Origin of the sequence: Nocardia cyriacigeorgica (assembly GCF_010868145.1) — a bacterium.
GTDB classification, from domain to species: domain Bacteria; phylum Actinomycetota; class Actinomycetes; order Mycobacteriales; family Mycobacteriaceae; genus Nocardia; species Nocardia cyriacigeorgica_D.
The window spans coordinates 14,656-39,630 of record NZ_JAAGUY010000012.1; the positions used below are offsets into that span (position 1 = coordinate 14,656).

Genomic DNA, 24,975 nt, shown 5'->3' on the forward strand with positions numbered 1-24,975 from the left:
AGCGTTCAGCGCTCGACGCGTTCTGGCTATCACGTTAGCCAGGGCGTACCCACCGGTGCTTCTCGATTCCTGATCGGTCCGGCCACATGTTCTCACCGGCAGCAGCCCGGACACCATTCTCGACGACCGGTCGGCACATGGTTCGGCACGAACGGGACGAGCCCTCCCGCACCGAAGTGCGGAAGGGCTCGAAACGTCTTGCCTTACTTCGATTTACACGTCGAAGTAGAGTTCGAACTCGTACGGGTGCGGGCGCAGGTTCACCGGGGCGATTTCCTGCTCGCGCTTGATGTTGATCCAGGTCTCGATCAGGTCCTCGGTGAAGACGTTGCCTTCGGTGAGGTAGTCGTGATCCTGCTCGAGGCGGTCGATCACCGCGGACAGGCTGGTGGGGGCCTGCGGGATGTTCTTGGCCTCCTCCGGCGGGAGCTCGTAGAGGTCTTTGTCGACCGGGGCCATCGGCTCGATCTTGCGCTTGATGCCGTCCAGGCCTGCCATCATCATGGCGGCGAAGGCCAGGTACGGGTTACCCGAGGAGTCCGGCGCGCGGAACTCGATGCGCTTGGCCTTCGGGTTGTTGCCGGTGACCGGGATGCGGACCGCGGCGGAGCGGTTGCGCTGCGAGTACACCAGGTTGATCGGGGCCTCGTAGCCCGGAACCAGACGGTGGTAGGAGTTCACGGTCGGATTGGTGAACGCCAGCAGCGACGGCGCGTGGTGCAGGATGCCGCCGATGTAGTGGCGGGCCAGATCCGACAGACCGCCGTAACCGGACTCGTCGTGGAACAGCGGCTTACCGTCCTTCCACAGCGACTGGTGCACGTGCATGCCCGAGCCGTTGTCACCGAAGAGCGGCTTCGGCATGAAGGTGACGGTCTTGCCTTCCTGCCACGCGGTGTTCTTGACGATGTACTTGAACAGCTGCAGGTCGTCGGCCGCCGAGAGCAGGGTGTTGAACTTGTAGTTGATCTCGGCCTGGCCGGCGGTGCCGACCTCGTGGTGGCCGCGCTCGAGTTCGAAACCGGCCTGCTGCAGGTTGGTCGAGATCTTGTCGCGCAGGTCCACGTAGTGGTCGTACGGCGCGACCGGGAAGTAACCGCCCTTGTTGCGGACCTTGTAGCCGCGGTTGAGGGTGCCGTCCGGGTTGAACTCGGCGCCGGTGTTCCACGAACCGGAGACCGACTCGATCTCGTAGAACGCACCGTTCATGGCCGAGTCGTAGCGGATCGAGTCGAAGATGTAGAACTCCGCCTCGGCGCCGAAGTACGCGGTGTCGGCGATACCGGTCGAACGCAGGTACTCCTCCGCCTTACGCGCGATGTTGCGCGGGTCGCGGGAGTAGGCCTCGCGGGTGAACGGGTCGTGCACGAAGAAGTTCAGGTTCAGCGTCTTGGCCGCGCGGAACGGGTCCAGCTGCGCGGTGCTGTAGTCGGGCAGCAGCAGCATGTCCGACTCGTCGATCGACTGGAAACCACGCACGGAGGAGCCGTCGAAGGCCAGCCCTTCCTCGGCCAGGTCGGCGGTGAACGCCTGCGCCGGGATGGAGAAGTGCTGCTGAACACCGGGCAGATCGCTGAAGCGGATGTCGACGTATTCGACGTCCTTGTCGGCGATGTATTTGATGACCTCGTCGGCCGTGCTGAACGTCACTTAGTTCTCCTTACGGATAGTTTCCCAGGCCAGTGTCGATTGCATGGGCGTCGCGACCAGACGGTATGGACGCGGTGTTTCCCGGCAGTCAAGGTTGTGTTTCGCCAGTGTTACACGTGCGCCCGAACGGGTGGCATATGCCACCCATCCTCGGGCAGTAGCGCCATTCTGCCATCCGTGACCTGGGCCGACGGCGTGAGCACCGGTTATGCGGTCGACGGTGGTCTCCCGCACACACAGGAGCACCGGGCCGAGCGAAGGCGAGGCAGCTGCCTATTCTGGGAGCCATGGCACGTATCACCGGATCCTGGCTTTCCGGACCGACGGCGGATCCGGATGAACCGGCAACTCCCGAGTTCCGCGGCGAACACATCGGGCTGCCGCGTTCGGGTGCTGGCTCGCTGGTCGGCATGGGCCGCCGCATCGCCGCCCTGATGGTGGACTGGGTGATCGCGATGGGCATCGCGGCCCTGATCGTGCGGCCGAACCCGCAGCAGATCATCGCCGATCTGGATCTTCCGGCAGGCAAACAGCCGCCGACCAACTTCGAGGCCGTGGTGAGCGCGTTGAGCACGCCGACGTGGATGGTCTGGGTGGTCGTCGGCATTCTGGCGGTGACGCTGTTCGGGTTCACGCCGGGTCAGTATTTCCTGCGGTTGCGGGTCATCCGCGTCGACGAGCCGGTCCGGGTGGGATTCGTGCGCGCGCTCGGCCGCCAGCTGCTGCTCATCTTCGTGGTGCCCGCGCTGTTCACCGACGCCGACGGTCGCGGTATGCACGACCGGGCGACCGGAACCGCGGTGGTTCGCTCGCGCTGATTCTCCCCACTCCCGGGCAGGCAGATCTGCCGGCGCGCAATATGCTGCCGCCGTGTCACTGAATCCGGCCATGCTCGCCGTCCGGCTCATCCTCGAGCTCGCCGCCCTCACCGCTTTCGGAGTGCTCGGCTGGCGGGCGTTCGATTCGCCATGGAAATACGCGCTGGTCGTGATCTTGCCGATCGCCGGGGCCACGCTATGGGGCACCTTCGCGGTGCCGGACGATCCGAGCCGCAGCGGAAACGCCCCGATCCCGGTCGACGGCCGAGTGCGGCTGCTGGTGGAGATGGTGGTGCTGTTCGGCGGGGCCCTAGCGCTCTGGGCCGCCGACCTCCCTCGGTGGGCACTGGCGTTCGCCGCGATCCTGGTCGCCTATCACGCCGTCGCCTACGACCGGATCCACTGGCTGATCAGTTCCGGAGGTACTCGGTAAGTCCAACGGACCGATTGCCCGTTCCGATCCCCGCATGACAACGGGCCGGCGTCCCAGAGGACGCCGGCCCGTGCCAGACGATGCGGCTGAACTCAGCGGCGGCGAATGGTGCGCTGCACGCCGCGCATCTTGGCGCCTGCGGGCATCGGGCCCTTCGGCAGTGCCGGGCCGGTGCGCGAGCTGAGCGCGGCGAGACGACCTTCGATGAGGTCGATGCGCTTGGTGTCGATATTGCGGGGCAGCTTGGTGAGGTAGCGCTGCAGTTCCTTGAGCGGAACCTGGCCTTCCTCGTTGCCGATGATGACGTCGTAGATAGGGGTATCGCCGACGAGCCGGGCGGTGCGCTTCTTCTCCTGCGCCAGCAGCGCCTTCAACCGCTGCGGAGAACCCTCGGCGACGAAGATGACGCCGGGCAGGCCGACGACGCGGTGCACGGCATCGAGCTGTGTGGTGGCGGCGACACCGTTGCTGACCCGCCATTTACCCTGCAGGTTGTCCAGCACCCAGGCCGCGGCGCCGGCCTGGCCTTCGGCCTTGCTGTACACCGAGCGCTGCACGCGGCGACCGAAGATGATGAACGCGACCAGCACACCCAGCAGAATGCCGAGCGGCAGCAGGAACCACTGCAGGCCGAAGATCAGCCCGATCAGGAAGAACACGACGGTGATGCCGACCACCGCGCCGATCATCAGCGGCAACAGCAGCTTGTCTTCCTTGCGCTGCATCTGGAACGCCTGCCACAGCTGCTGGCGACGCTCCTTCGACTGCTGTTTGCGGGCCGCTTTCGCCGCGGCCTTCGCTTCCTTGGTGGGCTTACCTGCTGGCATGCCTCTCAGGATAGTGCCCGCGGGTAACCGTTCCCGCCACGGGACGACCAGGGCTCGGGGCAGCTGTCACGGTCGCCACCGAGCGCACACCCTTGGCTCGCTCGCGCGGTCCGGTTGGCAAAGCGAACGGAGTCGGAGGCGCGGAGTCGCAGACGCACCCCCGGTTCCATGGGCTGGACGTTTGTCCGGCAACCCGATAATTCTTAGGTGCGCTGCCGACGTAGTCCGTCGCCGGCCCGCGCGTGCGCTGGAACGGATGCGGAGGTAATCGAGCGGTGCGTGGTCGACCTGTTGTGATGCGTGCACTCTTGCTCGTGGTCGGCGTGCTGGTCGTGGTGACCGCCGGTGTCCCGCTCACCGCGAACGCCGGGCCGCAGGTGCCGCACCAATGGCGTGAGGCATACATCGACGCACCCGACGGCACCCGGCTGCATGCCGACATCTTGCGCCCGGCAGGTCTGGCCGACGACGTCCGCACTCCGGTGATCCTCACGGTCAGCCCATATCGCGCGCATTCGGCATATCTGAGCGAACCGCGCATCGAGGGCGGGCCGTCGGTGGAGAACCTGACGGTGGAGCTGTTCCTGAACGCCGGATACACCTACGTGATCGTGGATCTGCGGGGATTCGGCGGCTCGTCGGGCTGCCCGGATTTCGGCGGGCCGGGTGAGCGCGCGGATGTGTCGGCCGCGGTGGAATGGGCGGCGAGCCAACCGTGGTCGACCGGCAAAGTCGGCATGTGGGGGACTTCGTACGAGGCATGGACCGGGCTGATGGGGCTGGCGACCAAGCCGAAAGGGCTGGCCGCGGTGGCCGCGTTCGAGCCGGTGGTCGACCCGTACACCTACCTCTACATGCAGGGGGTGTCGTGGAAGTTCTCCGGTAAGCCGGTCACCGAGGACGGTGTGCGCCCGTCCGACCTCGCGGGTTTCGAACATGTGTTGATCGCATCCACCCCTCCGCACCCGGCCGACTCCCCCGAGTACCAGGCCAACGCCCTGCAACTGCCTATGCAGTGTTATGCCCGCTACCTCGAACAGATCACCGACCACAACGGCGACACCGCGTTCTGGCGTGACCGCGACCTGGTCGCGAAGCTGGCGGGCAACACAACGCCGCTGTTCCTCGGACAGGGCTTCCTCGACTACAACACTCGCGCCTACCGCTCGCTCGAACTCTGGAACAACCTCGGCCCGGGTGACCACAAGGCCTGGTTCGGGCAGTGGGGTCACCAGACCTGCCACGAGAAGTGCGCGACCCCGCATTTCGACAGCGAACTGCTGGCATTCTTCGATAAGCATGTGGCCGGGCGCGATGTGCGGATACCGGGACCGCGGATCACCGTCGGACAGTTCGACGGGCGGTGGCGCGGTGAAACGCAATGGCCTGCCGCCGACACCGTGCGGGTGCCGGTCGAGCTGCGCACCGGTCGCTACACCGATCGTGGGCTGTTGCCAGGGCCGGATCGGGAAATCTGGTCGGTGACCGAACCGTTCGCGCGCGAGGTGCATCTGTCGGGAATTCCGTCGGCGACGCTGTCGCTGACCGGTCCGCCGACGGCGACAGTGGCCGTGGAGCTGTTCGACATCGGTCCGGACAACCGCGCCGTCGTCATCACGCGCGGTATCGCGCCGGTGAGCGAGACCGCGCAGATCCGGATGCTGGCCCAGGACTGGCCGATCACGGCCGGTCACCGGCTCGGCGTACGTATCACCGACGTCGTGGACGATGTGTGGTCGCATTCCCCCGCGTTCGCGGACGTCACCGTCACCGCCGCCCGCCTCGAGGTCCCGATCCTCACCGAACCCCGCACCGCCGACCTCCCCGGAGGCATCGGCGAGGCCATCCCGAAGTGGCACCGCAAGAAGACCCGCACCCTCGACGCCGGGGTGGTGAACAATGCAGTGGTGCCCATGAACCTGCCCACTGCCACCACCCGATGACCGAAGGTGCCCGCAACGGACCCGACGCCGGTCCCCCGATCGGTTCGCCCATCGACCCGCCGCATGCCGCTGAACAGCGCGAATCCGGTGAAGCGCCGGACGACACGGCAGCTGACAGTGCTGCGGCTGCGAAGCCCGCGGGGCACGTAGAGCCGGCGGGCGATCGACTCGGTGGGGTCGACGACGCGACCGCGGAGCGCCTCGCGGCGGCATTGCGGTGTGCCACCGTGTCACGGGAGGACCCCGCCGACACCGACGACGCGGCGTTCACACTGCTGGCCGTACACCTCGAGCGGTCGTTCCCCCGTGTGCACGCCGAGCTCGAGCTCGAGATCTTCGGGCACAGCAGGCTCTACACCTGGCGCGGTGCCGATCCGTCGCGGACGGCGGCGATTCTGTTGGCGCATCAGGATGTGGTTCCGGCCGATGATCAGCCGCATTGGACGCATCCGCCGTTCGCGGGGGTGGTCGACGAGGAGTTCATCTGGGGGCGCGGGGCGATCGACGACAAGAGCCGGGTGATGGCCATCCTGGAGGCGGTCGAAGCCGCGCTGAACGCGGGCGTGCGGCCTGCGCAGACGGTGTATCTGGCATTCGGGCACGATGAAGAGGTCTTCGGCGACGATGGCGCGGTGCGCATGGCGCAGATGCTGCGCGACCGTGGTGTGCGCGCCGAACTGTTGCTCGACGAGGGCGGCGTGATCACCGAGGGTGTCGCCGATGGTGTCGACCGGCCGGTGGCCTCGATCATGCTGGGCGAGAAGGGGTATGCGACCGTTCGGTTGTCGGTGTCGGATGTCGGCGGGCATTCGTCGATGCCCGGTCGGCAGACGGCGGTCGGCCGGATCGCGCGGGCGGTCGGGCGGCTCCAGGATCGGCCGATGCCGCTGCGGTTGACGCCGGTGATCGTCGATATGCTCGGCCGGCTGCGTCAGGCCATGCCCGCGACCAGGCGCACACTGCTCGGGCTGACCGGGGTCGCGGGGCCGGTGATCACGCGGGTGCTGGCGGCAAGGCCGCAGACCGAGGCGATGGTGCGGACCACGACCGCACCGACCGTCATCCGCGGCGGGGTGAAGGCGAATGTGCTGCCGCAGCACGCCGAGGCCCTGGTCAACTTCCGGATCTTGCCCGGTGATTCCGTGGAGGTCGTGCTGGAACACTGCCGTCGCGCCGTGCGCGACGACGGCGTGCAGATCGAGCTGGTGGGCATGTCATCGGAACCGTCACAGGTGGCCGCGCCCGGCCCGGCCTTCGACCGGATCGCCCGCCTGGCCACCGATGTGGTTCCCGGCATCGTCGTGACGACCGGCATCGTCCCCGGCGCCACCGACTCCCGCCACTACGACGATCTGGCGGGTACGCGATGCAACTTCGCCCCGGTCGTCTTCGACCAGACCGACCTCGAGCGCATCCACGGAACCGATGAACGGATTTCCCGCGTCAACTACGCTCGCCTCATCGAATTCAACCGGCGACTGATCGACCAGCTCGTTCACCCGCAGCCAAGCCCCACCCGAGGAATCGCACAATGACCGAAGCCGCCGAGCCGGACAAGCACTCCGCCTCCAGCACAACAGATTCCGACGCGCCGTCCGCCTCGGGCAGTGCGCCCGCAGCGACCCCCGAGACCAACACCGAGCCCACCGCCGCACCGAGTGCGGCAGCAAACTCGGTCGACGGCGCTTCCGCCACGAAGTCGAAGTCGTCCACCAGGACCGCTGCCAAGAAGACGGCGGCCGCGAAAGCACCGAGTACCGGCAACGGCGCACGGTCGACGTCCGCCGCCGCCAAGAAATCGGCCGCCGCAAAGAAATCGACGGCGAAAGCACCGGCGAAACGCACCGTCGCACCGGGCTCTGACGCGACGGTGGACAACTCCGCTGCGGACACGACCGCCGACGAGAAGGCCGCCAACCCGGCCACAGGCGATGACGTAGGCGCCCCTGCCAAGAAGCCAGCGAAGCGAGCAGAACGCCCCGCGAAAAGCACCGCCTCCACCGCTGCCGCACAGAAGCCGGCGGCGGCCAAAGCCGCAACCACCGCAGCAAGCGATGACGGGACATCGACGGATCCAGCCGTCGACGTGGTAGCCGACAGCGCCACCGACAGCCCTGCGGACGCCGCTCCCAAGAAGGCGGCCAAGGCCACTCGCGCCACCAATAGCGCTCCGGCTAAGAAGAAGCCGGCGGCAAAGGTAGCGGCCAAAACAACCGCCGCAAAGAAATCAACTGCGAAGGCGCCGACCGAAGCCACGGCCACCGCTGGGGCCGATTCCGAGTCGGACACCGTTGCCGAGGCAGCGAGCGGTACGGACTCCACCGCCGGATCAACGAGCTCGGGCAGCACTGCGGCGCACAGTTCCACCACCGAACCGGAAACCACCGGCTCCGCAACCGCAGCTACGGCACCGCAGACGGATTCGACCAGCGCAGAATCGGCCATCACCGCAGACGAATTCGGTCCAGACGCTACGAGCGGAACCGGCTCCGCCGCTGCGCAGCGCTCGGACGATGACTCACAGGCGGCGGCTGCCGACGGTGACGCGGCCGAGGACCAGCCCGGCGCCGAGGCAGACGCGGCATCGTCTACCGGTGACGCTGCTCATCCCAACACCGGTTCCTTCATCGGGCACGGCGCCCGCATCGACTGGCGCACGTGGCTTCCCGACAGCGATGTGCGTGGTGTGATCGTGCTGGTACACGGTGTTGCCGAGCATGCCGGGCGCTATGAGCATGTCGGGCGGCGGCTGGCGGGTGCCGGGTTCGCGGTGTACGCGCTGGATCATCCGGGGCATGGGACGTCCGGTGGTAGTCGCGCGAATATCGGGTCGATGGATGCGGCGGCCGATAATGTCGCGACATTGCTCGCATTGGCGCGGCGGGACTTCCCAGACGTGCCCGCGTTTGTGCTCGGGCATTCGATGGGCAGCTTGATCGTGCTGTTCCTGGCCACACGGGCGCCGATCGAGGTGGACGGGGTCGTGGTGTCGGCGCCGCCGCTGGATATTCCGGCGGGCAATCCGATCCAGCGGCTGCTGGCGCCGGTGCTCACCCGATTGACGCCGAATCTCGGTGTACTGATGCTGGATTCCTCCGATATCAGCCGGGACCCCGAGGTCGTCGCCGCCTACGACAGCGATCCGCTCGTGTTCCGCGGCAAGCTCCCGGCCCGCACCGCCACCGAGATCCTGAACGCGTCGGTCGCGGTCAAGGGTCGCCTGCACAAGCTGACGGTGCCGACGCTGGCCATGCACGGCACCGCCGACACCATCGCCGCACCGTCGAGCACCGACTTGATCGAGAAGGGGGCGGGCACTTCGGATCTCACCGTGCGGCGCTATGACGGGCTGTACCACGAGATCTTCAACGAGCCCGAGCAGGATCGAGTGCTCACCGATGTGGTGGACTGGCTGGAAGCACACCTGAGCAAGGCGTAGGCAATAGCGCGAAGGCGCCGAGGTCGATCAATCGACCTCGGCGCCTCTGTTATTCGGACTGCGTCAGTTGTACTTGTTCGCGCAGGCAGCCTCACCCTGCAACACGCCGAGACGGAAGGCCTCGAGCCGCAGGTAGCCGCTCTCCACGGTCTTGCCGTTGACGTCGCTGGCGGCCAGGCCGTCCGACAGCAGGCCGGAGATGGCCTCGTCCAGGTCACCGGCCGACAGCTGGACCTCGTTGCCCGGCTTGCTCAGTTCGGTGGTCACCGCACCGGACAGGCAGGAGGTCCGCAGACCGGCGGTCTCGGCGCCCTCCAGCGACAGCCCCCGCGCCTTCTGGACGGCGAGGGTGTAGCGGGAGATGAAGACGACGTAGGCGTTGTAGTCACCGCTGACGATCGCCGACAACGGCTTGTCCTCATCCTCCAGCGGCCCAGCGCGTTCGGCGAGTCCCGAAATGTCGGCGCCGATGGCATTGCTGTCCGGGCAGTAGGACACCGGCTCGGTGACGGTCACGCCGGAGCAGCTCGACGCCACACCCGAATAGTCGTACTGCGGGGCCGACTCGGCGGGCAGCACCTTCGCGGCGGCATTGGCGACACTGACCAGCGATTCCTGATCGACAGGCAGCTGACGATCACCGTTGTCGTCCTCGAAGGTGATCGGCAGACCCGCACGGCGCTGTTCGATCTCGTCCTCATTGATGGCCTTGCAGGCTTCCGCACCGGTGGTGTAGCCCATCTGCACCGCGGTCACCCGCTCGAACGCCGAACCGTGCACGTTGTCCGGGTCGTCCGGATCACGGTCGCGCACCGCGACGGTCGCACCGAGCACGCCGTTGAGACCGTCGGTGGTGTTCATCGTGAAGTACTTGGAACTGCCCTCGGCGACGTAGCGCAGATACACACCGGCGAGGCAGTCGGCCTGCTGTTCCCGGACCAGGCCGGGGGTGCGGCGGTCGGAGATCTTGGCCTGGCCCTGGAGGGCGTGGCCGTACTCGTGGGCGAGCACCATCACCACAGACATGTCGCCGAACTCCTTGACAAGTTCGGGCAGCAGCACACCGCGGTCCCAGCCGATCGAATGGTCGGTGCTGCAGTAGGCGGCGTTGACCATCTGATAGGTGTCGACCGTGCAGAAATCGACCGCCTCCGACTTCGGCGCCAGCGCATCCCAGGAGATCAGCTCGTCGACCGGTGTGAAAGTGCCGGGAAAGGTCTTGCTGTACTCGGTCTTCCAGAATTCCTGGACGTCATAGACCGCGTTGAGGGCGAGCTGGTCCATCGGCCCGCCGTCACCGTTCTCGGCCTGGATCGGCGCGTCCGGAGCGTCATCACGTGGTCCGCTCGGCCCGGTGCTCGATGTCGCACCCGCGATCTGCCACGGATTCTCCTGCCCCGGACCCGACTGCGCCGCTTCGGCCGATTCCGAACAGCCGGTGAGCACCAGCGCGGCAGACGCCACGATGGCGGCGGCAAAGCGCAGCCGCTTGTTCCTTATCACTTGAATGCCTCCCCAAGGTCGACCGGACCGGAAAACCTGTCCGGGCCCGGACCTGCGCCGCATGCGCCTACCGCCCGAGCGATCACATGGTAATCGCTCCGAGCCGTGGAAACGCATCGCAGCGGAAGAAATTCGTGGCCGGTGGTGGGCGGGTCGGCGCGGTGGGGCTCACACCGCAGCCTTTGCATTCCCGGCCGCCCGGCACGCGGCTGTACACCTCGGGCCTTCTGGACTGGTGTGGCGTTGTGCCGTCACGGGATGGCTTCCCAACCGGCCCACGGGCGTGGACCACTGCGTCCACGTAAGGAATCGACGCGTAGTTGTGCCTGTTTCGCGCGGCCGGGGTGTTGCGATGCGGCCTGTGCGGCCATGCACGTCATCCGCATCTCACGGATATCTCGGAGCAATGGAAACCCCGTCCATGTGGCGACGTCGAAACCGTACGCGTGCACGAATTCTGCGTATCGTTCGCCGGTGATCCAGCCGAACGAGCTGTGCTTAATTGCTGTGGAGGTCAGATCCCACTCTGGTGGGCCGATGGATGTGCGTTCCAGGTCGAGGAACAGCGTCGTGCCATCGTTGGTCGTCACAACATTGCCTTCCCATGCGTCACCGTGGATCGGTGACCAGGGCAACCCTCCTGGCAGGTGCGCCCACTGAGTTTGCAAGGCGGCGAGGTGCTGCTGTAGCCATCGGCGGTCATCGGCAGACAGCGTGGCTGCGGCGTCGATCCGTTGCTCGAGTCTGACGAATGGGTCCACTTCGGCGAGGAAGGGTGGTGGTTCGAGCGCGTGTAGTCTCTGAAGGGCGACCGCGATTTCTGTGGCGGTACCGCTACGGTGTGCGGGTAGCTCCTTCCAGAAGGTCACCGGCCGATCACCGACCATGACGAAGGTTGTTGGCAGGTCAGCTGGTTCGACGGCAGGCACGCGGGAGGCGCGCAGCCAGTCAGCGATCGTGAGCTCGCGCTCAGCGGCGGCGCGCTGCCCCGCCTTCGCGATTCGCACGACGACCCCTGGCTGCGGGAGTCGGTAGATGGCGTTCTCCGCCACCTTGATCGCCGTCATACCCCTTGCTCCCAGACCTACGGCCGCGCACGCGGCGCGGGCGATGAGGTCAAGGGTCTCGCTGCTCACTCGCCTACTGCCGGGGCGAGATCGACGCCTGCACGCCGTGCGAAGGAGCTGAGTTCGTGGACGTCCTCAGCAGCGCGCATTGATTTGAGGCCGGTTGCGCGCGCGACGGCGACAGTGCCGATTGCGGCTGCTTCGTTGGGATCACCGGTTGTCATCGTGAGGGAGGCGAGTTTGATCATCGAGATGGTGCGGGAGCGTTCGGCGTCAGGGGTGTGGCCGGCGGCGGCAGCTTCTAGTCGTTTGCGCGCCTCGCCGCCGAATTTTCCGTGTATCGCGATGTCGAACAGAGCGTGTCCCGTGTCGCCGGCGTGCTGGGCAGCGTCGTAGTAGGCCATCCATGTGGGATCCTCGGCAGGCACGGAATGAGCGAATTGCTCATCGGCGCGCCCGACGGCGGCGACAACTGCCGCCACGTCGCCGATCTTGCCGTGGGCGCGGGCTTGTGCGGTGTGCAGCATCGCGCGTTCGGTGGCGGTGAGCCGGTCCGAGTGCAGGAACGCCTTGTCGGCGAGACGCAGCCCATCCTTGGGTTTGCCGGTCCAGATCGCCTGCCGCGCCAGCGAGGACAGAACCTTCGCCCGCAGGTGCCAGGCGTCGGCCTCCTCGGCGCATGTCAAGGCCAAATTGAACATCTCTGTGGCGTCGCTGTGGGCGCAGGCGTCGAACGCCATGAAGCCTGCGGTGTGGCTGAGTGATCCCACGGCGAGGTACAGGTCGTTGCGGTGTTTCGGTGCGCATCCAGCTCGCAGGTAGGAGACGGCGACCCGCAACTGGGCGGCGACTACGTCGCGAACCAGTCCGCCGCCGTACAGCGCGTCCCAGCTTGCGAAGAGGTTCGAGGCGGCTCGTAGCTGCTCGATTTCGACTGCACCAACTCGCGTCGGAATGTCGGTCAATCGAGTGTCGTTCAGCAGTTGGAGGAGACCGTGAGGCGCGGCGACTGCTGTCGCCGCGGCGGCCGCCGCGGCTCGCAGAAATTCGTTGCGGTTCACTTCGTCGAGCGTAGACCCGACCGGTAGCTTGAACCACAGCAGTTCGCCGGGAATGTGCAGGGTCGTCGCCCACTTGATCAACTTGGTCAAATGCTCAGGAGCTGGGCCTTTCTCGATTCGACTCAACTGCGCTTGGGTGAGGTCGAGCCAATTCGCCACTCGCTCTTGCGGTATCGGTCGACCATGAACGGGGTGGGTGCGGTACGCGTAGATGACCCGCCCCATGTGCCAGCTCGACAGCGCGGCGAGCATGTGCTCACTCCGCCAGAAGTTGGCCGGCATCTCGACTGGTTCGTCGACGGACGTCGTTGTGCACACGCCGCACCACGCACCAGGGTTGTAGCGGCTGAGGTGGCCGCCGCAACGAGCGCAACGGCGCTCCTCGGTCGTGCGCGTCATCCTCCCCGCTCCCACGATGTCGCAGTCCAATTGGATCAGATGACGCTATCACCCTGCGGCGCAGCGAATATGCGTCTGACGTATGGCCGCTATGTATTTCGCGCGTAGCCGTCTACGCCGTCGAGAAGCGATGGTCGTCACGTCCGGGAAGCACATCTGGAAGGGGCGGTATGTCGTTATCAATCGTGGTGCCCATCCTCGGGCCACCAGCGGTCGGCAAGACCACGCTCACACTCGCGCTCGGAGCGCATCGGCGGCGGCAGGTTTTCCGACTGCGCGAGCACGTGCCGGTCGACATCCTTGCGGCCACGGCGTCGGCGTCCGACCGACTCGGCTGGCTCGATGACAGCGTTGTCGAGCGCGCACTACGCGCATACATCAAATCGGCGGCCAGGCATCGCCGCATTCACACGGTCTTGCTGGACAACTTCCCCGGCACCAGCCAGCAGGCAGAGATGCTGATCGACACTCTCGCCGAAGTTGCGCCACAGTGTGCGCTAGAGCCGGTCGAGTTGGTTCTCGATGAACGAATCCGGAAAAGCCGAGCCCGAGGGCGTCGCGTCTGCCACCGCTGCGAGAAGGACCCGATCGCCGATCCGCGGATTCCCGCCGTTGCCGCAGTGTCGAACCCGTGGAGATGCGGACGGTGCGGCAGCCTCCTTCACCCGAGGCGGGGAGACGCACCTTCTCTGTTCGCCGTGCGGACCCGCCGGCACGAGTGCGCAACCGAGGCGATACGCGAAACGTTCGCTCGCGCCGGATATCCCGTAACCACTCTCGAGGCCGACGCAGCGCCATCCGCCATGGCGCAACTGCTCGAGCCGATGCTGACCAGCAGGAGCCACACCGCATGACCACCGTTCCGCTTCCCGAGCCGACAATCCAGCCCGACAAGTACGGACATGCCCGCATGCCGCGCGGCTTCGCGGTGCCCGAACCCAATCACATCGATCGTGTTCCCTACGGCCGCTTCCGCAATGTCTACCTCTACATCACCGAAGCGTGCCAGCTTCGGTGCGAACACTGCTACATGGGCGAGCGGCTGGAACGGGCACTGAAGATGACACCCAGGCAGATCATCGACACCCTCACAGTGTGGCGGAAGATGGGTGGCGACAAGCTGACCATCCTCGGCGGCGAGCCCACGCTGCACCCGTTCTACGTCCATTCCATCAGGGCGGCGAGCAAGATCGGTTACAGCCACGTCATCACCACCACGAACGCCCAGAAACCCGCCCGACGCAAGCTCGCGCAACTCGAGCCGTCCGACTTCGCCTACGTGCAGGTTAGTCTTGACGGTGGAAGCGCGGCAACCCACGACACCGTCCGCGGGGCGGACACCTTCGATATCGCGATGGAGACCAGCGCCGAACTGTGTGCCCGCGGCTTCGACACCCGCATCATTTGCACGGTCAACAAGGCCAACGAGGTCGACGTGCTGAACCTCCTCACGATCGCCGATGAGATCGGTGCATCACTGGTGAAGTTCCACGTGTTCAGCACGATCGGAACCGGCCACGGCAACCAAGGCATGGCAATGACACCGCACGAGTGGGTCGTCTTCTGCAACCGCCTCGAGCAGGTCGCGCCCGAGCACAGGACCAGGGTCTGGTTCCAGCCCACGTACGCACGCCGCGACCAAATGAACCGCTACACAGCGGAGGGCTATCAGGGATGCATCGGCCGGACGTTGGATCGGATCAGCATCTTCCCGGACGGCCGGGCCTACGTGTGCTCGTACCTGTTCGACACCGACATGTACCTCGCACGTATGCAGGGCAACCAGGTCGTACTCAACCGGGAAACCGCAGCGAACGAATTCGACCTGTTCACCCTTCCGCTGATCGACAACGACTGCCACGGATGCGGCACCTCCGCCTGCTTCGGCGGCTGCCCCGCCGAAGAGATCGTCATGGGCGCCAGCTCCTGCGCGGAGTACCCCGACATCGTTCCCGTCTGCCGACTGTGGAAGTCGAGCGCCAAACCCGAATAGGAGACTCAATGCTCACCATCGAGACCCTGATCGACCCGCTGCGCAGCGTGGACTGGAACGAGACAGAGGCCGTCGACTCAGCGACCCGGAAGGCATTCGACCAGATAGCCAGCAGCAGGTACCTGTTGCGGCGTGGGATTGCGGCCGTTCGTGAAGACCCACGGCTGATGTCGCTCTGCGAGCACTACGACATTCTCGACAAGCTCGTCCTTTTCGACGACCAGGAGACAGCGATCCGCGTCCGGCTCCATATCTTCGGTCCCGGGTATCACGATCGACCACACAACCATCGCTGGACCTATTCCAGCCGGATTTTGCGCGGCGAGTACCGCCACCGGATCTACAGTCCCGTGGACCTCCACACCGACCTGGACCCGACGACCCTGCACGCGATGCATGTACGCCAAGAACAGGTGGGCACCAGCTATACCCTGCATCACAGCGCAATACACGCGGTCGTCGCCGAACCTGGCACGGTGTCGATCGTCCTACGCGGCCCAGCGATGGCGGACCGATTCCTAGTGATGGACAGCGCGACCGGACAGGCATGGTGGCAATACGGCGCCGCGAAAGAAACCCCCGACGACGCCTACCGCAAGCGCATGACGCGGGAAAGGTTCGACGCGCTGGTCACCTCGCTCACCGACTGGAACGTCATCTGAGCGAGGAACCGGCCGCGGGGTGCTACCGAGAGAGGCGGTATCGCCCCGCGGCCACGCCACTACCAGCCGAACAGGGAGAATTTACACCCAACTGTGATGTGCCCCAGAGCCTCACGGCAGTAAGGGATCATCCGGTCCGGGAGCGCATCAAGCGCAAACCAGTCGAGGTCATCACACTTGTCGGGCTCCATGTTCAACGGCTCACCCTGCCACCGGACAACCCTGAAGAAGAACGCCACCCGACCGCCCGAAGACGAATTGTGCATGACGTGCGCGAAGTCGATATCGGAAGCTTCGATAGTCACCCCGATCTCCTCTTTCGCCTCCCGCGTCAACGCATCGACCACCGATTCGCCTGATTCGAGGTGCCCCGACGGAAGGTGATAGACGCCGTCCTCGTAGCCGGTGTTCGCCCGTCGGCCCAACAGCACACGCCCGTCGCTATCGGTGAGTAGCAGGTGGACATCCCCGATCACCCTGTGCCTTTCCGCGCTCATCACCAACCCCAATCTCATCCGTGCGCGCCCACCATGAGCAACGCGATCAAGACCGTAGGCCCGATACCCCCAGATACCTATGCGTTCGACGCATACCGCCCCGCAGAACAATTGGAGAGAACATGCCGGACTTGCCCCAACGTCGAGCCGAGCCCCAGCGCCGCTATCCCCCGCCACGAACTCCGCTCGAACCCATTTCCCAGGAACTCATACACCGCGCAGCAACAGCAATGCGCAAGGCATGGCCAGAAGCGGCCACCCGGTCCAGTCAACTGAACGCATCCTCATAGCGGCCGCGCATGTTCCGCCGCCACCAATCCCATCCGGACCCTTACGCCGCTCGATACCGGAAGATTCGAGGTACCAACAATGTTCGGATTGCCCATCACCGATCACCAATGCGCCCAGATCATGACGATCGAACTCGCCCACAACGTGATGCAATGCCATATCGACTGCCCCATATCGATCTGCCCGATCAAGCACCAAGCCAAAGCTCACCTCGTCGCCGTCCACCGACTGGTGCCAGCCGACCGGCCGCGCATGGGCTACTGAACCGCACAACACGAATGTCTGTATGTCCGACAAGATTCCACGACGCCGGCCAGGTCGATCCGGAATTCCGTTGCCTAAACGTACCCATACCAGCCCACCCGCACCAGACCTGCCGACGTTGTCCCGGCTCGACGCCTTGCGAACCCACCGATGTGCCCAATTCGACGACCTTCGCACCTATCAACGCACTCTCGTGGAATCCGGTCGCGCGGCCGCCGATGAGCTCGCCGATCTTGGGCAGGAACTGGGTATCTGAGATGGCCTGCGTGGTCGAATTCGGCGCATATGTACTGTACGGAAACACCGTGCGGGACATGTTGATCCGGGCCGGTTCCGTTGGTGCAAGTGAGGTTGTCCGACCGCAGAGGGCGTACGCGACGCACTCGAGCGAGCGGTGCTGGTGGGACCCGCTGCCGCTCTACCCTCTCGCCTCGGAGTTGACGACGAAGCGCACCGAACGCTCCAACCCGTCAGGCTTCAAAATATTGTGGTAGCGGTGATCCGGTGCGGATCAGCCCGGATCAATGCAACCGGGTTCGAGCCAGCAGCGCCCGGTGGTCCGTGCCGGGTACGACCATGGTCCAAACCTTGTCCGCAGTCGCATCGGCCAGCAGAACGTGATCGATCCCGATGACGGGCCCCCACTTCCGGTCCTGTGGGTAGGTGCGTAGCGGGCCGGCCCCAGCTTGGTCCGCGGCGGCTTCGAAGCGTCCGCGGAGCAGGTCGCGGAAGGCGGTGTGGTCGCGGGTGGCGTTGAAGTCGGCGCCGACGATGGCCGGGCGTTGTTCCAGTTCGAGGATGTCGCGGATGGCGCGGAGTTCGCGCTGCCACCTGGTGAAATCCAGGGGTGGGGGTACCGGGTGGAAAGCGTAGACGGCGATGGGGCCGCGGTCGGGGTGGTTCATGACGGCGGAGATGTTGTTGAGGAGGAATCCGTCGTAGTTCTTGCTGTCGCGCAACGGGTATCGACTATAGATGCCGGTGCCCACGCCGCCGGCCTCGGAATCTTCGAGGTAGTGGTACGGGAGCAGGGTGTCGATTCCGGCGGCGGTGAGTCCGGCGACGGCGGCTGAGGTGAGTTCGTTCAGGGTGAGCACATCGACGCTCTGGGCGGCCACGGCGTCGACCACCGCGCCGGTATCCGCACCGCCGAACAGCAGATTCGATTGCATCACGGTCAGTTCCGGCCCGCTGGCGGCGTGGCCGTCGGGGACGAAGATCGGCACCTGGGTCCACAGCGCGGCCGCTACCGCGATCCCGGCGGCGATCATGCTGCGCCGGCCGCGGGCAAAGGCGAACAGCACCAGCGCCACGATCGTCCCGACCATCAGCAGCGACGCGCCGGAAGCCAACAGCACCATCGTCCGCCGCTGCGACCCGCTGAAATACAGCGCGAGCCCCGTGACTCCCACCAGGAGAGCAACCCACCCCGTGCCGAGCAATGCCCGGTTCACCCACATTCGCATGTGTGGGACCTTAGAAGGTGGCGGTGACCGATTCGTGGATCACTTGTGTGGATTCTGTGAGAATCGGGACGGGCCTGGCCATGTGAGTGGCGTTGTTCCGGCAATATTGGCAGACACGACCTGGACTGAGGCCCCACAGGAGGCGATTGCCGGTGTACTTCGAAGAATTCGATTCCCCGGGCGCACTGTCGCTCGAAACCGCCGAAGCACTGCACGACGTGGCGGGCCGCTACTCCTCCACCCTCGTCATCACCGCCAACGCCCATTCCGTGCACGCGCCGCTGCTGCCGTTGTGCTGGGAAGACCTCGGTATCACCGCGGGCACCACGGTCACCGTCACCGCCGACAGCGGGCACCACCCGCCCGATATCGAGGACCGGCATGCGCTCGGCGATTTCGTCAGCAGATTTCGGGAACTCACCGGGCCGAGCGCGCGGTAGTAGTACGGCTCGACGTCGCGCTGGCGAACCCCGATCACGAGGCTCGTTCAGGCCCCGAAAACCCGCTCCACGACACCTTTCGCGCGCCGGGTGATCCGCATGTAGTGGTCGAGGAATTCCCCGCCGTCACCGTTGCGCCAGCCGGCCGCGTACGCGACGGCCGACAGTTGCGGCCCGGGCGCCGGCAGCTGATCGCTCGGTTTGCCGCGCACCTGGACCAGGGCGTTGCGCGCCTTCGTCGCGATCAGCCAAGCCTGCCGCAGCAGGTCGACATCCTCGGAGTCGAGCAGGGCTTTCTGCTCGATGACGTCCAGCGATTGCAGGGTCGAGGTGTTGTGCAGCTCGGGCACCTCATGGGCGTGGCGTAGCTGCATGAGCTGCACGGTCCATTCGATATCGGCGAGTCCGCCGCGGCCGAGTTTGGTGTGGGTGGCGGGGTCGGCGCCGCGTGGTAGCCGTTCGGAGTCGACGCGGGCTTTGATCCTGCGGATTTCGCGCACCGATTCGGACGACACCCCGCCCGCCGGATAGCGAACCCTATCGATGACGTGCAGGAACCGCACACCGAGCTCCTGATCGCCCGCCACCTGATGGGCGCGCAGCAGCGCTTGCTCTTCCCACGGCTGCGCCCACTGCTCGTAGTAGGCGGCGTACGAGGCGAGTGTGCGAACGAGCGCGCCGTTGCGGCCTTCCGGGCGAAGGGCGGCGTCGACCTGAAGCGGCGGATCGGTGCTCGGTGCGCCGAGTAGCCGCTGGACCCGCTCGGCGATACCGATGGCCCATTTGACCGCCTTGGTCTCGTCTTCGCCTTGGCGCGGATCGCAGACGAACAGCACGTCGGCGTCGGAACCGTAGCCCAGTTCCATGCCGCCGAGCCTGCCCATGCCGATGACGGCGAAATCGGCGGGCGCCGGCGCGCCGCGTTCGGCCTCGCTGGCACGAATCACCGCGCGCAGCGACGCTTCAAGCACCGCGACCCACACCGAGGACAAGGCCCTGCACACCTGCGGCACATCGAGCAGGCCGAGCAGGTCGGCGGAGGCGACGCGCGCCAGTTCGTGCCGTCGCAGGGATCGTGCCGCCGCGACCGCGCGTTTCGGATCGTCGTAGCGGGCGGCGGCGGTGAGAATGCCGCGGGCGACATCCTCGGGCTGCGGTCCGAGCAACAGTGGCCCGCTGGGTCCGTCGGCGTACATGCGGATGGTTTCCGGCGCGTTGATCAGCAGGTCCGGCAGGTACGCCGAGGAGCCGAGCACGATCATCAACCGCTGCGCGACCGCACCCTCATCACGCAATTCACGCAGGAACCAGGTCTGGTCGACCAACCCCTCCGAAACGCGCCGGTACGCGAGCAGCCCCGCATCCGGGTTGGGTGTGTCACCCAGCCATTCCAGCAGTGTCGGCAGCAGCAGCGCCTGGATGCGGCCCTTGCGCGATACCCCGCCGGTCAGGGCACGGAGGTGACCGAGTGCGTGTTCGGGGGCGGCGTAGCCGAGTGCGGCGAGCTGACGGACGGCCGCATCGGGGCTCAGCCGCAGCGCGTCCGAATCCAGGCGGGCAACCGATTCCAGCAGCGGCCGGTAGAACAGTTTGGCGTGCAGGCGCCGCACCCGGACGGTATTGCGGCGAATCTCGGTGCGCAGCACACCCACCGCGTCCTGGCGGCCGTCGGGGCGCATATGGGCGGCCCTGGCCAGCCAGCGCAAGCCGTCGGCGTCGTCGTCGGCCGGCAGGGTGTGGGTGCGTTTGAGCCGCTGCAATTGCAGCCGGTGTTCGAGCAGGCGCAGGAATTCGTAGGAGGCGGTGAGGTTGGCGGCGTCGTCACGGCCGACGTAGCCTTCGGCCGCCAACGCCGTCAATGCCTCCACCGTGCCCTGCACGTGCAGGGCCTCGTCCACCCTGCCGTGCACCAATTGCAGCAGCTGGACCGCGAATTCGACGTCACGCAGACTACCGTGCCCCAGCTTCAGTTCGCGTTCGCGCAGGTCGGCGGGCACCAGATCCTCGACGCGGCGGCGCATGGCCTGCACATCGGGAACGAAGTCGGGACGTTCGGAGGCAGACCACACCATCGGCATGAGCGCGGCGCGGTACTCGTCGCCGAGAGGCATATCGCCGGTCATCGGGCGAGCTTTGAGCAGCGCCTGGAACTCCCATGTGCGAGCCCAACGCTTGTAGTAGGCGATATGGGACTCGAGAGTGCGAACCAGTGCACCCGCCTTGCCCTCGGGACGCAGCGCGGCATCGACCTCGAAGAACGCCGCGCTGCCGATGCTCATCATCTCGGCGGCGAGCCGGGCCGCGGTGGAGTCGGCGGGTTCGGCGGCGAACACGATATCGACATCGCTGACGTAGTTGAGTTCACGCGCACCGCATTTGCCCATGGCGATGACCGCGAGCCGCACCGGGCAAGGCTCGTCACGGCACACGCGGGCGACGGCCACCGACAGCGCCGCGGTCAGGGCCGCGTCGGCGAGGTCGGTGAGGTGACGACCGACCACCTGATAGGGCAGCACCGGCTCGTTCTCCACCGTCGCGGCGAGATCCTGGGCGGCAAGCAGCATCAGCTGATCTCGATAGCGTTTCCGCAGCAGCGCAACGACTTCCGGCCCCGCCTCCCCCGCCCGATACAGCATCGGCCCGGCGTTCGGACCCGTCTCCGGTACCGCGTCGACGGCGTCGAGCAGATCGGCGACCAGCTCGTCACGGTCCGGGAGGTCGGTGCGGCGCAGCGACTTCCACGCGCCAGGATCGGCCACCAGATGGTCGCCGAACGCGGTCGACGAGCCGACCAGCGCGAACAACCTGCCGCGCAATGCCGTATCGGTGCGCAACGCCGTATCCAGTTGCGCCCACTCGCATCCGAGCGCCTCACGCAACCGGATCAGCGTGGTCAGGGCCAGATCGGCGTCGGGTGCACGCGAGAGCGCCCACAGCAGCGGGATGCCATCGATGTTGTCCCATGCGAGTTCGGTGAGGGAGGCGGCGGCCGTCGGCTCGAGCAATCCGAGACGGCCGACACCGGGGACAGCGGAGCGGGCAGTCGGGGGCCGGACCATGCTTTCAAATTACATGCTCGGGCCATGGTCATGGTGGGCGCGACCCCACCGTGACCTCACAACCCGAGGTACTCCTTCAGTTCGAACGGCGTCACCTGGCTGCGGTAGTCGGCCCACTCCCGGCGCTTGTTGCGCAGGAAGAAGTCGAACACGTGCTCACCCAAGGTTTCGGCGACCAGTTCCGACCGCTCCATCGCCTGCAATGCCTCGTCCAGGGTGCCTGGCAACTCCCGGAAGCCCATGGCACGGCGTTCGGCGGCGGTGAGCGACCAAACGTCGTCCTCGGCCTCCGGCGGGAGCGTGTAGCCCTTCTCGATACCGCGCAGACCCGCGGCCAGCAGCACCGCGAAGGTCAGGTACGGGTTGCAGGCCGAGTCTGGGCTGCGGATCTCGACACGCCGCGAGGAGGACTTGTTCGGCGTGTACATCGGCACACGTACCAGCGCCGACCGGTTGGACCGGCCCCACGAGGCCGCGGTGGGCGCCTCGCCGCCGTGAATGAGGCGCTTGTAGGAGTTCACCCACTGGTTCGTGATCGCGCTGATCTCCGGGGCGTGTTCGAGGATGCCCGCGATGAACGCCCGCGCGGTGGACGAGAGGTTGTTCGGGTCATCTGGGTCGGAGAACGCGTTCGCTTCGCCCTCGAACAGGCTCATATGCGTGTGCATGGCCGAGCCCGGGTACTGGGCGAACGGCTTGGGCATGAAGGTGGCGCGCACGCCTTCGTCGATGGCCACTTCCTTGATCAGGTAGCGGAATGTCATCACGTTGTCGGCCATGGACAGCGCATCCGCGTAGCGCAGGTCGATCTCCTGCTGACCCGGCGCACCCTCGTGATGGCTGAACTCCACCGAGATGCCCATCGACTCCAGCGCGTCGATGGCGTGGCGACGGAAGTTGGGTGCGGAATCGTGCACGGCCTGGTCGAAGAAGCCTCCGCTGTCGGCGGGCACCGGGTCCGAGCCGTCGGGGGTGTTCTTCAGCAGGAAGAACTCGATCTCGGGGTGCACGTAGCAGCTGAAGCCGACGTCACCGGCCTTGTTCAGCTGACGCCGCAGCACATGCCGCGGATCGGCCCAGGACGGGGAGCCGTCGGGCATGGTGATGTCGCAGAACATGCGCGCGGAATGCTGATGGCCCTTACTGGTCGACCACGGCAGCACCTGGAAGGTCGAGGGATCGGGCCTTGCGACCATATCGGCTTCGGAGATCCTGGCGAATCCCTCGATGGCCGACCCGTCGAAGCCGATACCTTCCTCGAAGGCGCCTTCGAGTTCGGCGGGGGCGATCGCCACGGACTTCAGGTAGCCCAAGACGTCGGTGAACCAGAGCCGCACGAAGCGGATGTCCCGCTCTTCGAGCGTCCGCAGCACGAATTCCTTCTGGCGATCCATGACCGCGACTGTAGGCACCCGGCGTTAAATCTGTGTTACATAGCGACACGGGGTTTGTATCCCGCAATGTGAGCCGACCTGCGCGTCAGCACCTGAGCCCGGGTTGCGGCTCGATCAACTCGGTCAGATAGGCGACAACCGCGTTGTCCACGCACGGCGAGCCTTCGTTCAACACGACCGTGTGGCTGTCACCTTCGTAGGTGATCAGCGCGGCGCCGAGTTGTTCGGCGAGGTCGACTCCGGCCTGGTAGGGGGTGGCCGGATCGCCGGTGGTTGACACCACGACTGTCTTGGGCAGGCCGGTCACCGAGATCTCGTGCGGTTGACTGGTGTTGGGTACCGGCCAGCTCGCGCACAACTCCAGCGGCGCCGCGCCGGTACCGCGGCCGTCGTCCATGAACGGGGCGGCCTTGCGGTATTCGGTGTCCTGCCTGCTCGCCACGGCCGGGTCGGTGATGCGTGGATCGTCCACGCAGCGGATCGCGTTGAAGGCGTCGTTGAGGTTGTTGTAGGTGCCGTCCTCGTTGCGGCCGTTGTACAGGTCGGCGAGCTGGAGCAGCGTGTCCCCGCGGCCCTGGCTCAGTTCGGCCAGTCCGAGCGACAGCACGCGCCAGAAGCTCTCGCTGTAGAGGGTCTGCCGGACGCCGGTGAGGGCGTCGCCGTAGCTGAGGCCGCGGGCATCGGTGGTGGCGGCGGGTGTGTCCCACAGCGGATCGACCAGCTCACGAAAGCGCTTCACCGCGGTCGACAGATCGTTACCCAGTGGACATTCTTCGCGGGTCACGCAGTCGGCGGCATAGGCGTCGAAAGCCTGCTGGAAGCCCTCGGCCTGGCGCAGCGACTCCTCCACCGGGTCTTGGGTGGGGTCGATGGCACCGTCGAGGACCAGCGCACGCACATTGCCGGGGAACTTCTCGGCGTAAGCCGTGCCGAGGCGGGTTCCGTAGGAGTAGCCGAGGTAGCTGAGCTCGGGATCGCCGAGCACCGCACGGATGACGTCCATGTCTTGCACCACTTCGCGGGTACCGACGTGGGCGAGGAACTCCTTACCGGTCTGCTCGACGCAGGCGTCGGCGTACTCGCGGTTATCGGCTTCCTCGGCGGTGATTCCCTCCGGCGTGTTGACCAGTGGTGGCTCGGCGCGTTCGGCATCGGCCTCCTGCGGGGTCAGGCAGGTTACCGAGGGCGTGGAGGCACCGACGCCGCGTGGATCGAAGCCGACGCGGTCGAACCGTTCGGCCACCGCGGTGCCGCCACCCACCGTGACGGTGGACAACCCGGACATGCCGGGCCCGCCCGGGTTGAGCAGCAGGGAACCGATGCGGTCCTTGCCCTCGGCTTTGACCCGCGACAATGCGATCTGGGCGGTGGCGCCCTCGGGGTCGGCGTAGTCGACGGGGACGGTGATGCGGGTGCATTCGGCCGCGGGCGGCAGCGACTCGTTCGGCCCGGTGAAATCGGCGCAGCTACCCCACTGCGGGGTCTGGGTGTAGAACTGCGCGAGGCCGTCCGGGGGCGCCGGGGCTGCGGAGGGTTCCTCCCGCGACTCCGCGCAACCGGCCGCCAAAGCCGTCACCGCCAGCACCGTCACCAGCACACCACGCCCACTCCGCACCGGCGTCATGCTAGTCGGGGCCCTGGTCAGGCTGCGCGGCGCCATCAGACCGGAGTGCGCGGGTGTGCCCACACCCTGTTCGTTCCGGCCATGCGCGGGCCGCCCGCAACCGCACAGCATCGCGCTGGCCGACAACGGGCACCCCGGCCGCGCC

20 protein-coding genes are annotated in these 24,975 nt (G+C 66.4%); 10 read left to right on the forward strand and 10 right to left on the reverse strand.

The annotated features are described in order from the left end of the window. Positions 1-213: 213 nt before the first annotated feature. Positions 214-1,650 (reverse strand): type I glutamate--ammonia ligase, encoded by a 1,437-nt coding sequence (gene glnA, locus GV792_RS15790; protein WP_163824878.1) that lies wholly within the window; start codon positions 1,648-1,650, stop codon positions 214-216. 287 nt (positions 1,651-1,937) lie between these two features. On the opposite strand from glnA (GV792_RS15790), the gene GV792_RS15795 reads away from it, so the two are divergent. Further along, on the forward strand, positions 1,938-2,468 hold the full coding sequence (locus GV792_RS15795; RefSeq protein ID WP_163824879.1) for an RDD family protein: 531 nt from the start codon (positions 1,938-1,940) through the stop codon (positions 2,466-2,468). A gap of 52 nt (positions 2,469-2,520) precedes the next feature. Then, a complete protein-coding gene (locus GV792_RS15800; protein ID WP_309138570.1) occupies positions 2,521-2,901 on the forward strand; it encodes a YrdB family protein in 381 nt (126 codons plus the stop codon). A 92-nt stretch (positions 2,902-2,993) separates the two neighbouring features. On the opposite strand, the gene GV792_RS15805 is transcribed toward GV792_RS15800, so the two are convergent. Continuing rightward, a complete protein-coding gene (locus GV792_RS15805; RefSeq protein WP_163824880.1) occupies positions 2,994-3,728 on the reverse strand; it encodes a DUF4191 domain-containing protein in 735 nt (244 codons plus the stop codon). 296 nt (positions 3,729-4,024) lie between these two features. Between GV792_RS15805 and GV792_RS15810 the strand changes: the two genes are divergently transcribed. From GV792_RS15810 to GV792_RS15820, 3 genes are read left to right on the forward strand one after another with little or no spacing between them, the layout of a single operon-like run. Beyond that, on the forward strand, positions 4,025-5,671 hold the full coding sequence (locus GV792_RS15810; protein ID WP_163824881.1) for a CocE/NonD family hydrolase: 1,647 nt from the start codon (positions 4,025-4,027) through the stop codon (positions 5,669-5,671). Next, positions 5,668-7,206 (forward strand): M20 family peptidase, encoded by a 1,539-nt coding sequence (locus GV792_RS15815; RefSeq protein WP_256670493.1) that lies wholly within the window; start codon positions 5,668-5,670, stop codon positions 7,204-7,206. The genes GV792_RS15810 and GV792_RS15815 overlap by 4 nt, the downstream gene beginning before the upstream one ends. Further along, positions 7,203-9,110 carry an alpha/beta hydrolase gene (locus tag GV792_RS15820; protein WP_163824882.1) on the forward strand — a complete coding sequence of 636 codons (1,908 nt, stop codon included), beginning with the start codon at positions 7,203-7,205 and terminating at the stop codon, positions 9,108-9,110. The genes GV792_RS15815 and GV792_RS15820 overlap by 4 nt, the downstream gene beginning before the upstream one ends. Positions 9,111-9,173: 63 nt before the next feature. Here GV792_RS15820 and GV792_RS15825 read toward each other — a convergent pair whose 3' ends face one another. From GV792_RS15825 to GV792_RS15835, 3 genes are all read right to left on the reverse strand, one after another. After that, positions 9,174-10,613: a metallopeptidase gene (locus GV792_RS15825; protein ID WP_163824883.1), complete on the reverse strand. Its 1,440-nt coding sequence runs from the start codon at positions 10,611-10,613 to the stop codon at positions 9,174-9,176. Positions 10,614-10,864: 251 nt separating this feature from the next. Next, complete coding sequence (locus GV792_RS15830) at positions 10,865-11,680, reverse strand: phosphotransferase enzyme family protein (RefSeq protein WP_163824884.1); 816 nt, start codon at positions 11,678-11,680, stop codon at positions 10,865-10,867. A gap of 65 nt (positions 11,681-11,745) precedes the next feature. Beyond that, entirely contained in the window at positions 11,746-13,140 is a 1,395-nt protein-coding gene (locus GV792_RS15835; protein WP_256670492.1) for an XRE family transcriptional regulator, read from the reverse strand. Positions 13,141-13,990: 850 nt separating this feature from the next. Here GV792_RS15835 and GV792_RS15840 point away from each other — a divergent pair. Both GV792_RS15840 and GV792_RS15845 read left to right on the forward strand, forming a co-directional pair. Continuing rightward, positions 13,991-15,133 carry a radical SAM protein gene (locus GV792_RS15840; protein ID WP_163824885.1) on the forward strand — a complete coding sequence of 381 codons (1,143 nt, stop codon included), beginning with the start codon at positions 13,991-13,993 and terminating at the stop codon, positions 15,131-15,133. A gap of 8 nt (positions 15,134-15,141) precedes the next feature. Continuing rightward, entirely contained in the window at positions 15,142-15,795 is a 654-nt protein-coding gene (locus GV792_RS15845) for a hypothetical protein (protein WP_163824886.1), read from the forward strand. A gap of 59 nt (positions 15,796-15,854) precedes the next feature. On the opposite strand, the gene GV792_RS15850 is transcribed toward GV792_RS15845, so the two are convergent. Next, positions 15,855-16,271 (reverse strand): NUDIX hydrolase, encoded by a 417-nt coding sequence (locus GV792_RS15850; protein WP_309139116.1) that lies wholly within the window; start codon positions 16,269-16,271, stop codon positions 15,855-15,857. A gap of 390 nt (positions 16,272-16,661) precedes the next feature. Here GV792_RS15850 and GV792_RS15855 point away from each other — a divergent pair, with 390 nt between their 5' ends. Together GV792_RS15855 and GV792_RS15860 are read left to right on the forward strand one after the other, a co-directional pair. Continuing rightward, positions 16,662-16,847, forward strand: coding sequence for a hypothetical protein (locus GV792_RS15855; RefSeq protein ID WP_163824888.1), 186 nt, complete (start codon positions 16,662-16,664; stop codon positions 16,845-16,847). A 70-nt stretch (positions 16,848-16,917) separates the two neighbouring features. After that, a complete protein-coding gene (locus GV792_RS15860; RefSeq protein WP_163824889.1) occupies positions 16,918-17,103 on the forward strand; it encodes a hypothetical protein in 186 nt (61 codons plus the stop codon). A gap of 265 nt (positions 17,104-17,368) precedes the next feature. On the opposite strand, the gene GV792_RS15865 is transcribed toward GV792_RS15860, so the two are convergent. Then, positions 17,369-18,313, reverse strand: a complete 945-nt coding sequence (locus GV792_RS15865; protein WP_256673826.1) for an endonuclease/exonuclease/phosphatase family protein — start codon at positions 18,311-18,313, stop codon at positions 17,369-17,371. Between the two features lie 152 nt (positions 18,314-18,465). Here GV792_RS15865 and GV792_RS15870 point away from each other — a divergent pair, with 152 nt between their 5' ends. Then, on the forward strand, positions 18,466-18,753 hold the full coding sequence (locus tag GV792_RS15870) for a hypothetical protein (RefSeq protein ID WP_163824890.1): 288 nt from the start codon (positions 18,466-18,468) through the stop codon (positions 18,751-18,753). Positions 18,754-18,800: 47 nt separating this feature from the next. Here the strand turns inward: GV792_RS15870 and GV792_RS15875 are convergent, their stop codons facing one another. The 3 genes from GV792_RS15875 to GV792_RS15885 all read right to left on the reverse strand — a co-directional run bounded on the left by GV792_RS15875 (position 18,801) and on the right by GV792_RS15885 (position 24,830). Beyond that, positions 18,801-21,812 carry a bifunctional [glutamine synthetase] adenylyltransferase/[glutamine synthetase]-adenylyl-L-tyrosine phosphorylase gene (locus GV792_RS15875; RefSeq protein ID WP_163824891.1) on the reverse strand — a complete coding sequence of 1,004 codons (3,012 nt, stop codon included), beginning with the start codon at positions 21,810-21,812 and terminating at the stop codon, positions 18,801-18,803. A 56-nt stretch (positions 21,813-21,868) separates the two neighbouring features. After that, positions 21,869-23,206: a type I glutamate--ammonia ligase gene (gene glnA / locus GV792_RS15880; protein WP_163824892.1), complete on the reverse strand. Its 1,338-nt coding sequence runs from the start codon at positions 23,204-23,206 to the stop codon at positions 21,869-21,871. An 85-nt stretch (positions 23,207-23,291) separates the two neighbouring features. Then, a complete protein-coding gene (locus tag GV792_RS15885) occupies positions 23,292-24,830 on the reverse strand; it encodes an alpha/beta hydrolase (RefSeq protein WP_175584428.1) in 1,539 nt (512 codons plus the stop codon). Positions 24,831-24,975: the final 145 nt, after the last annotated feature.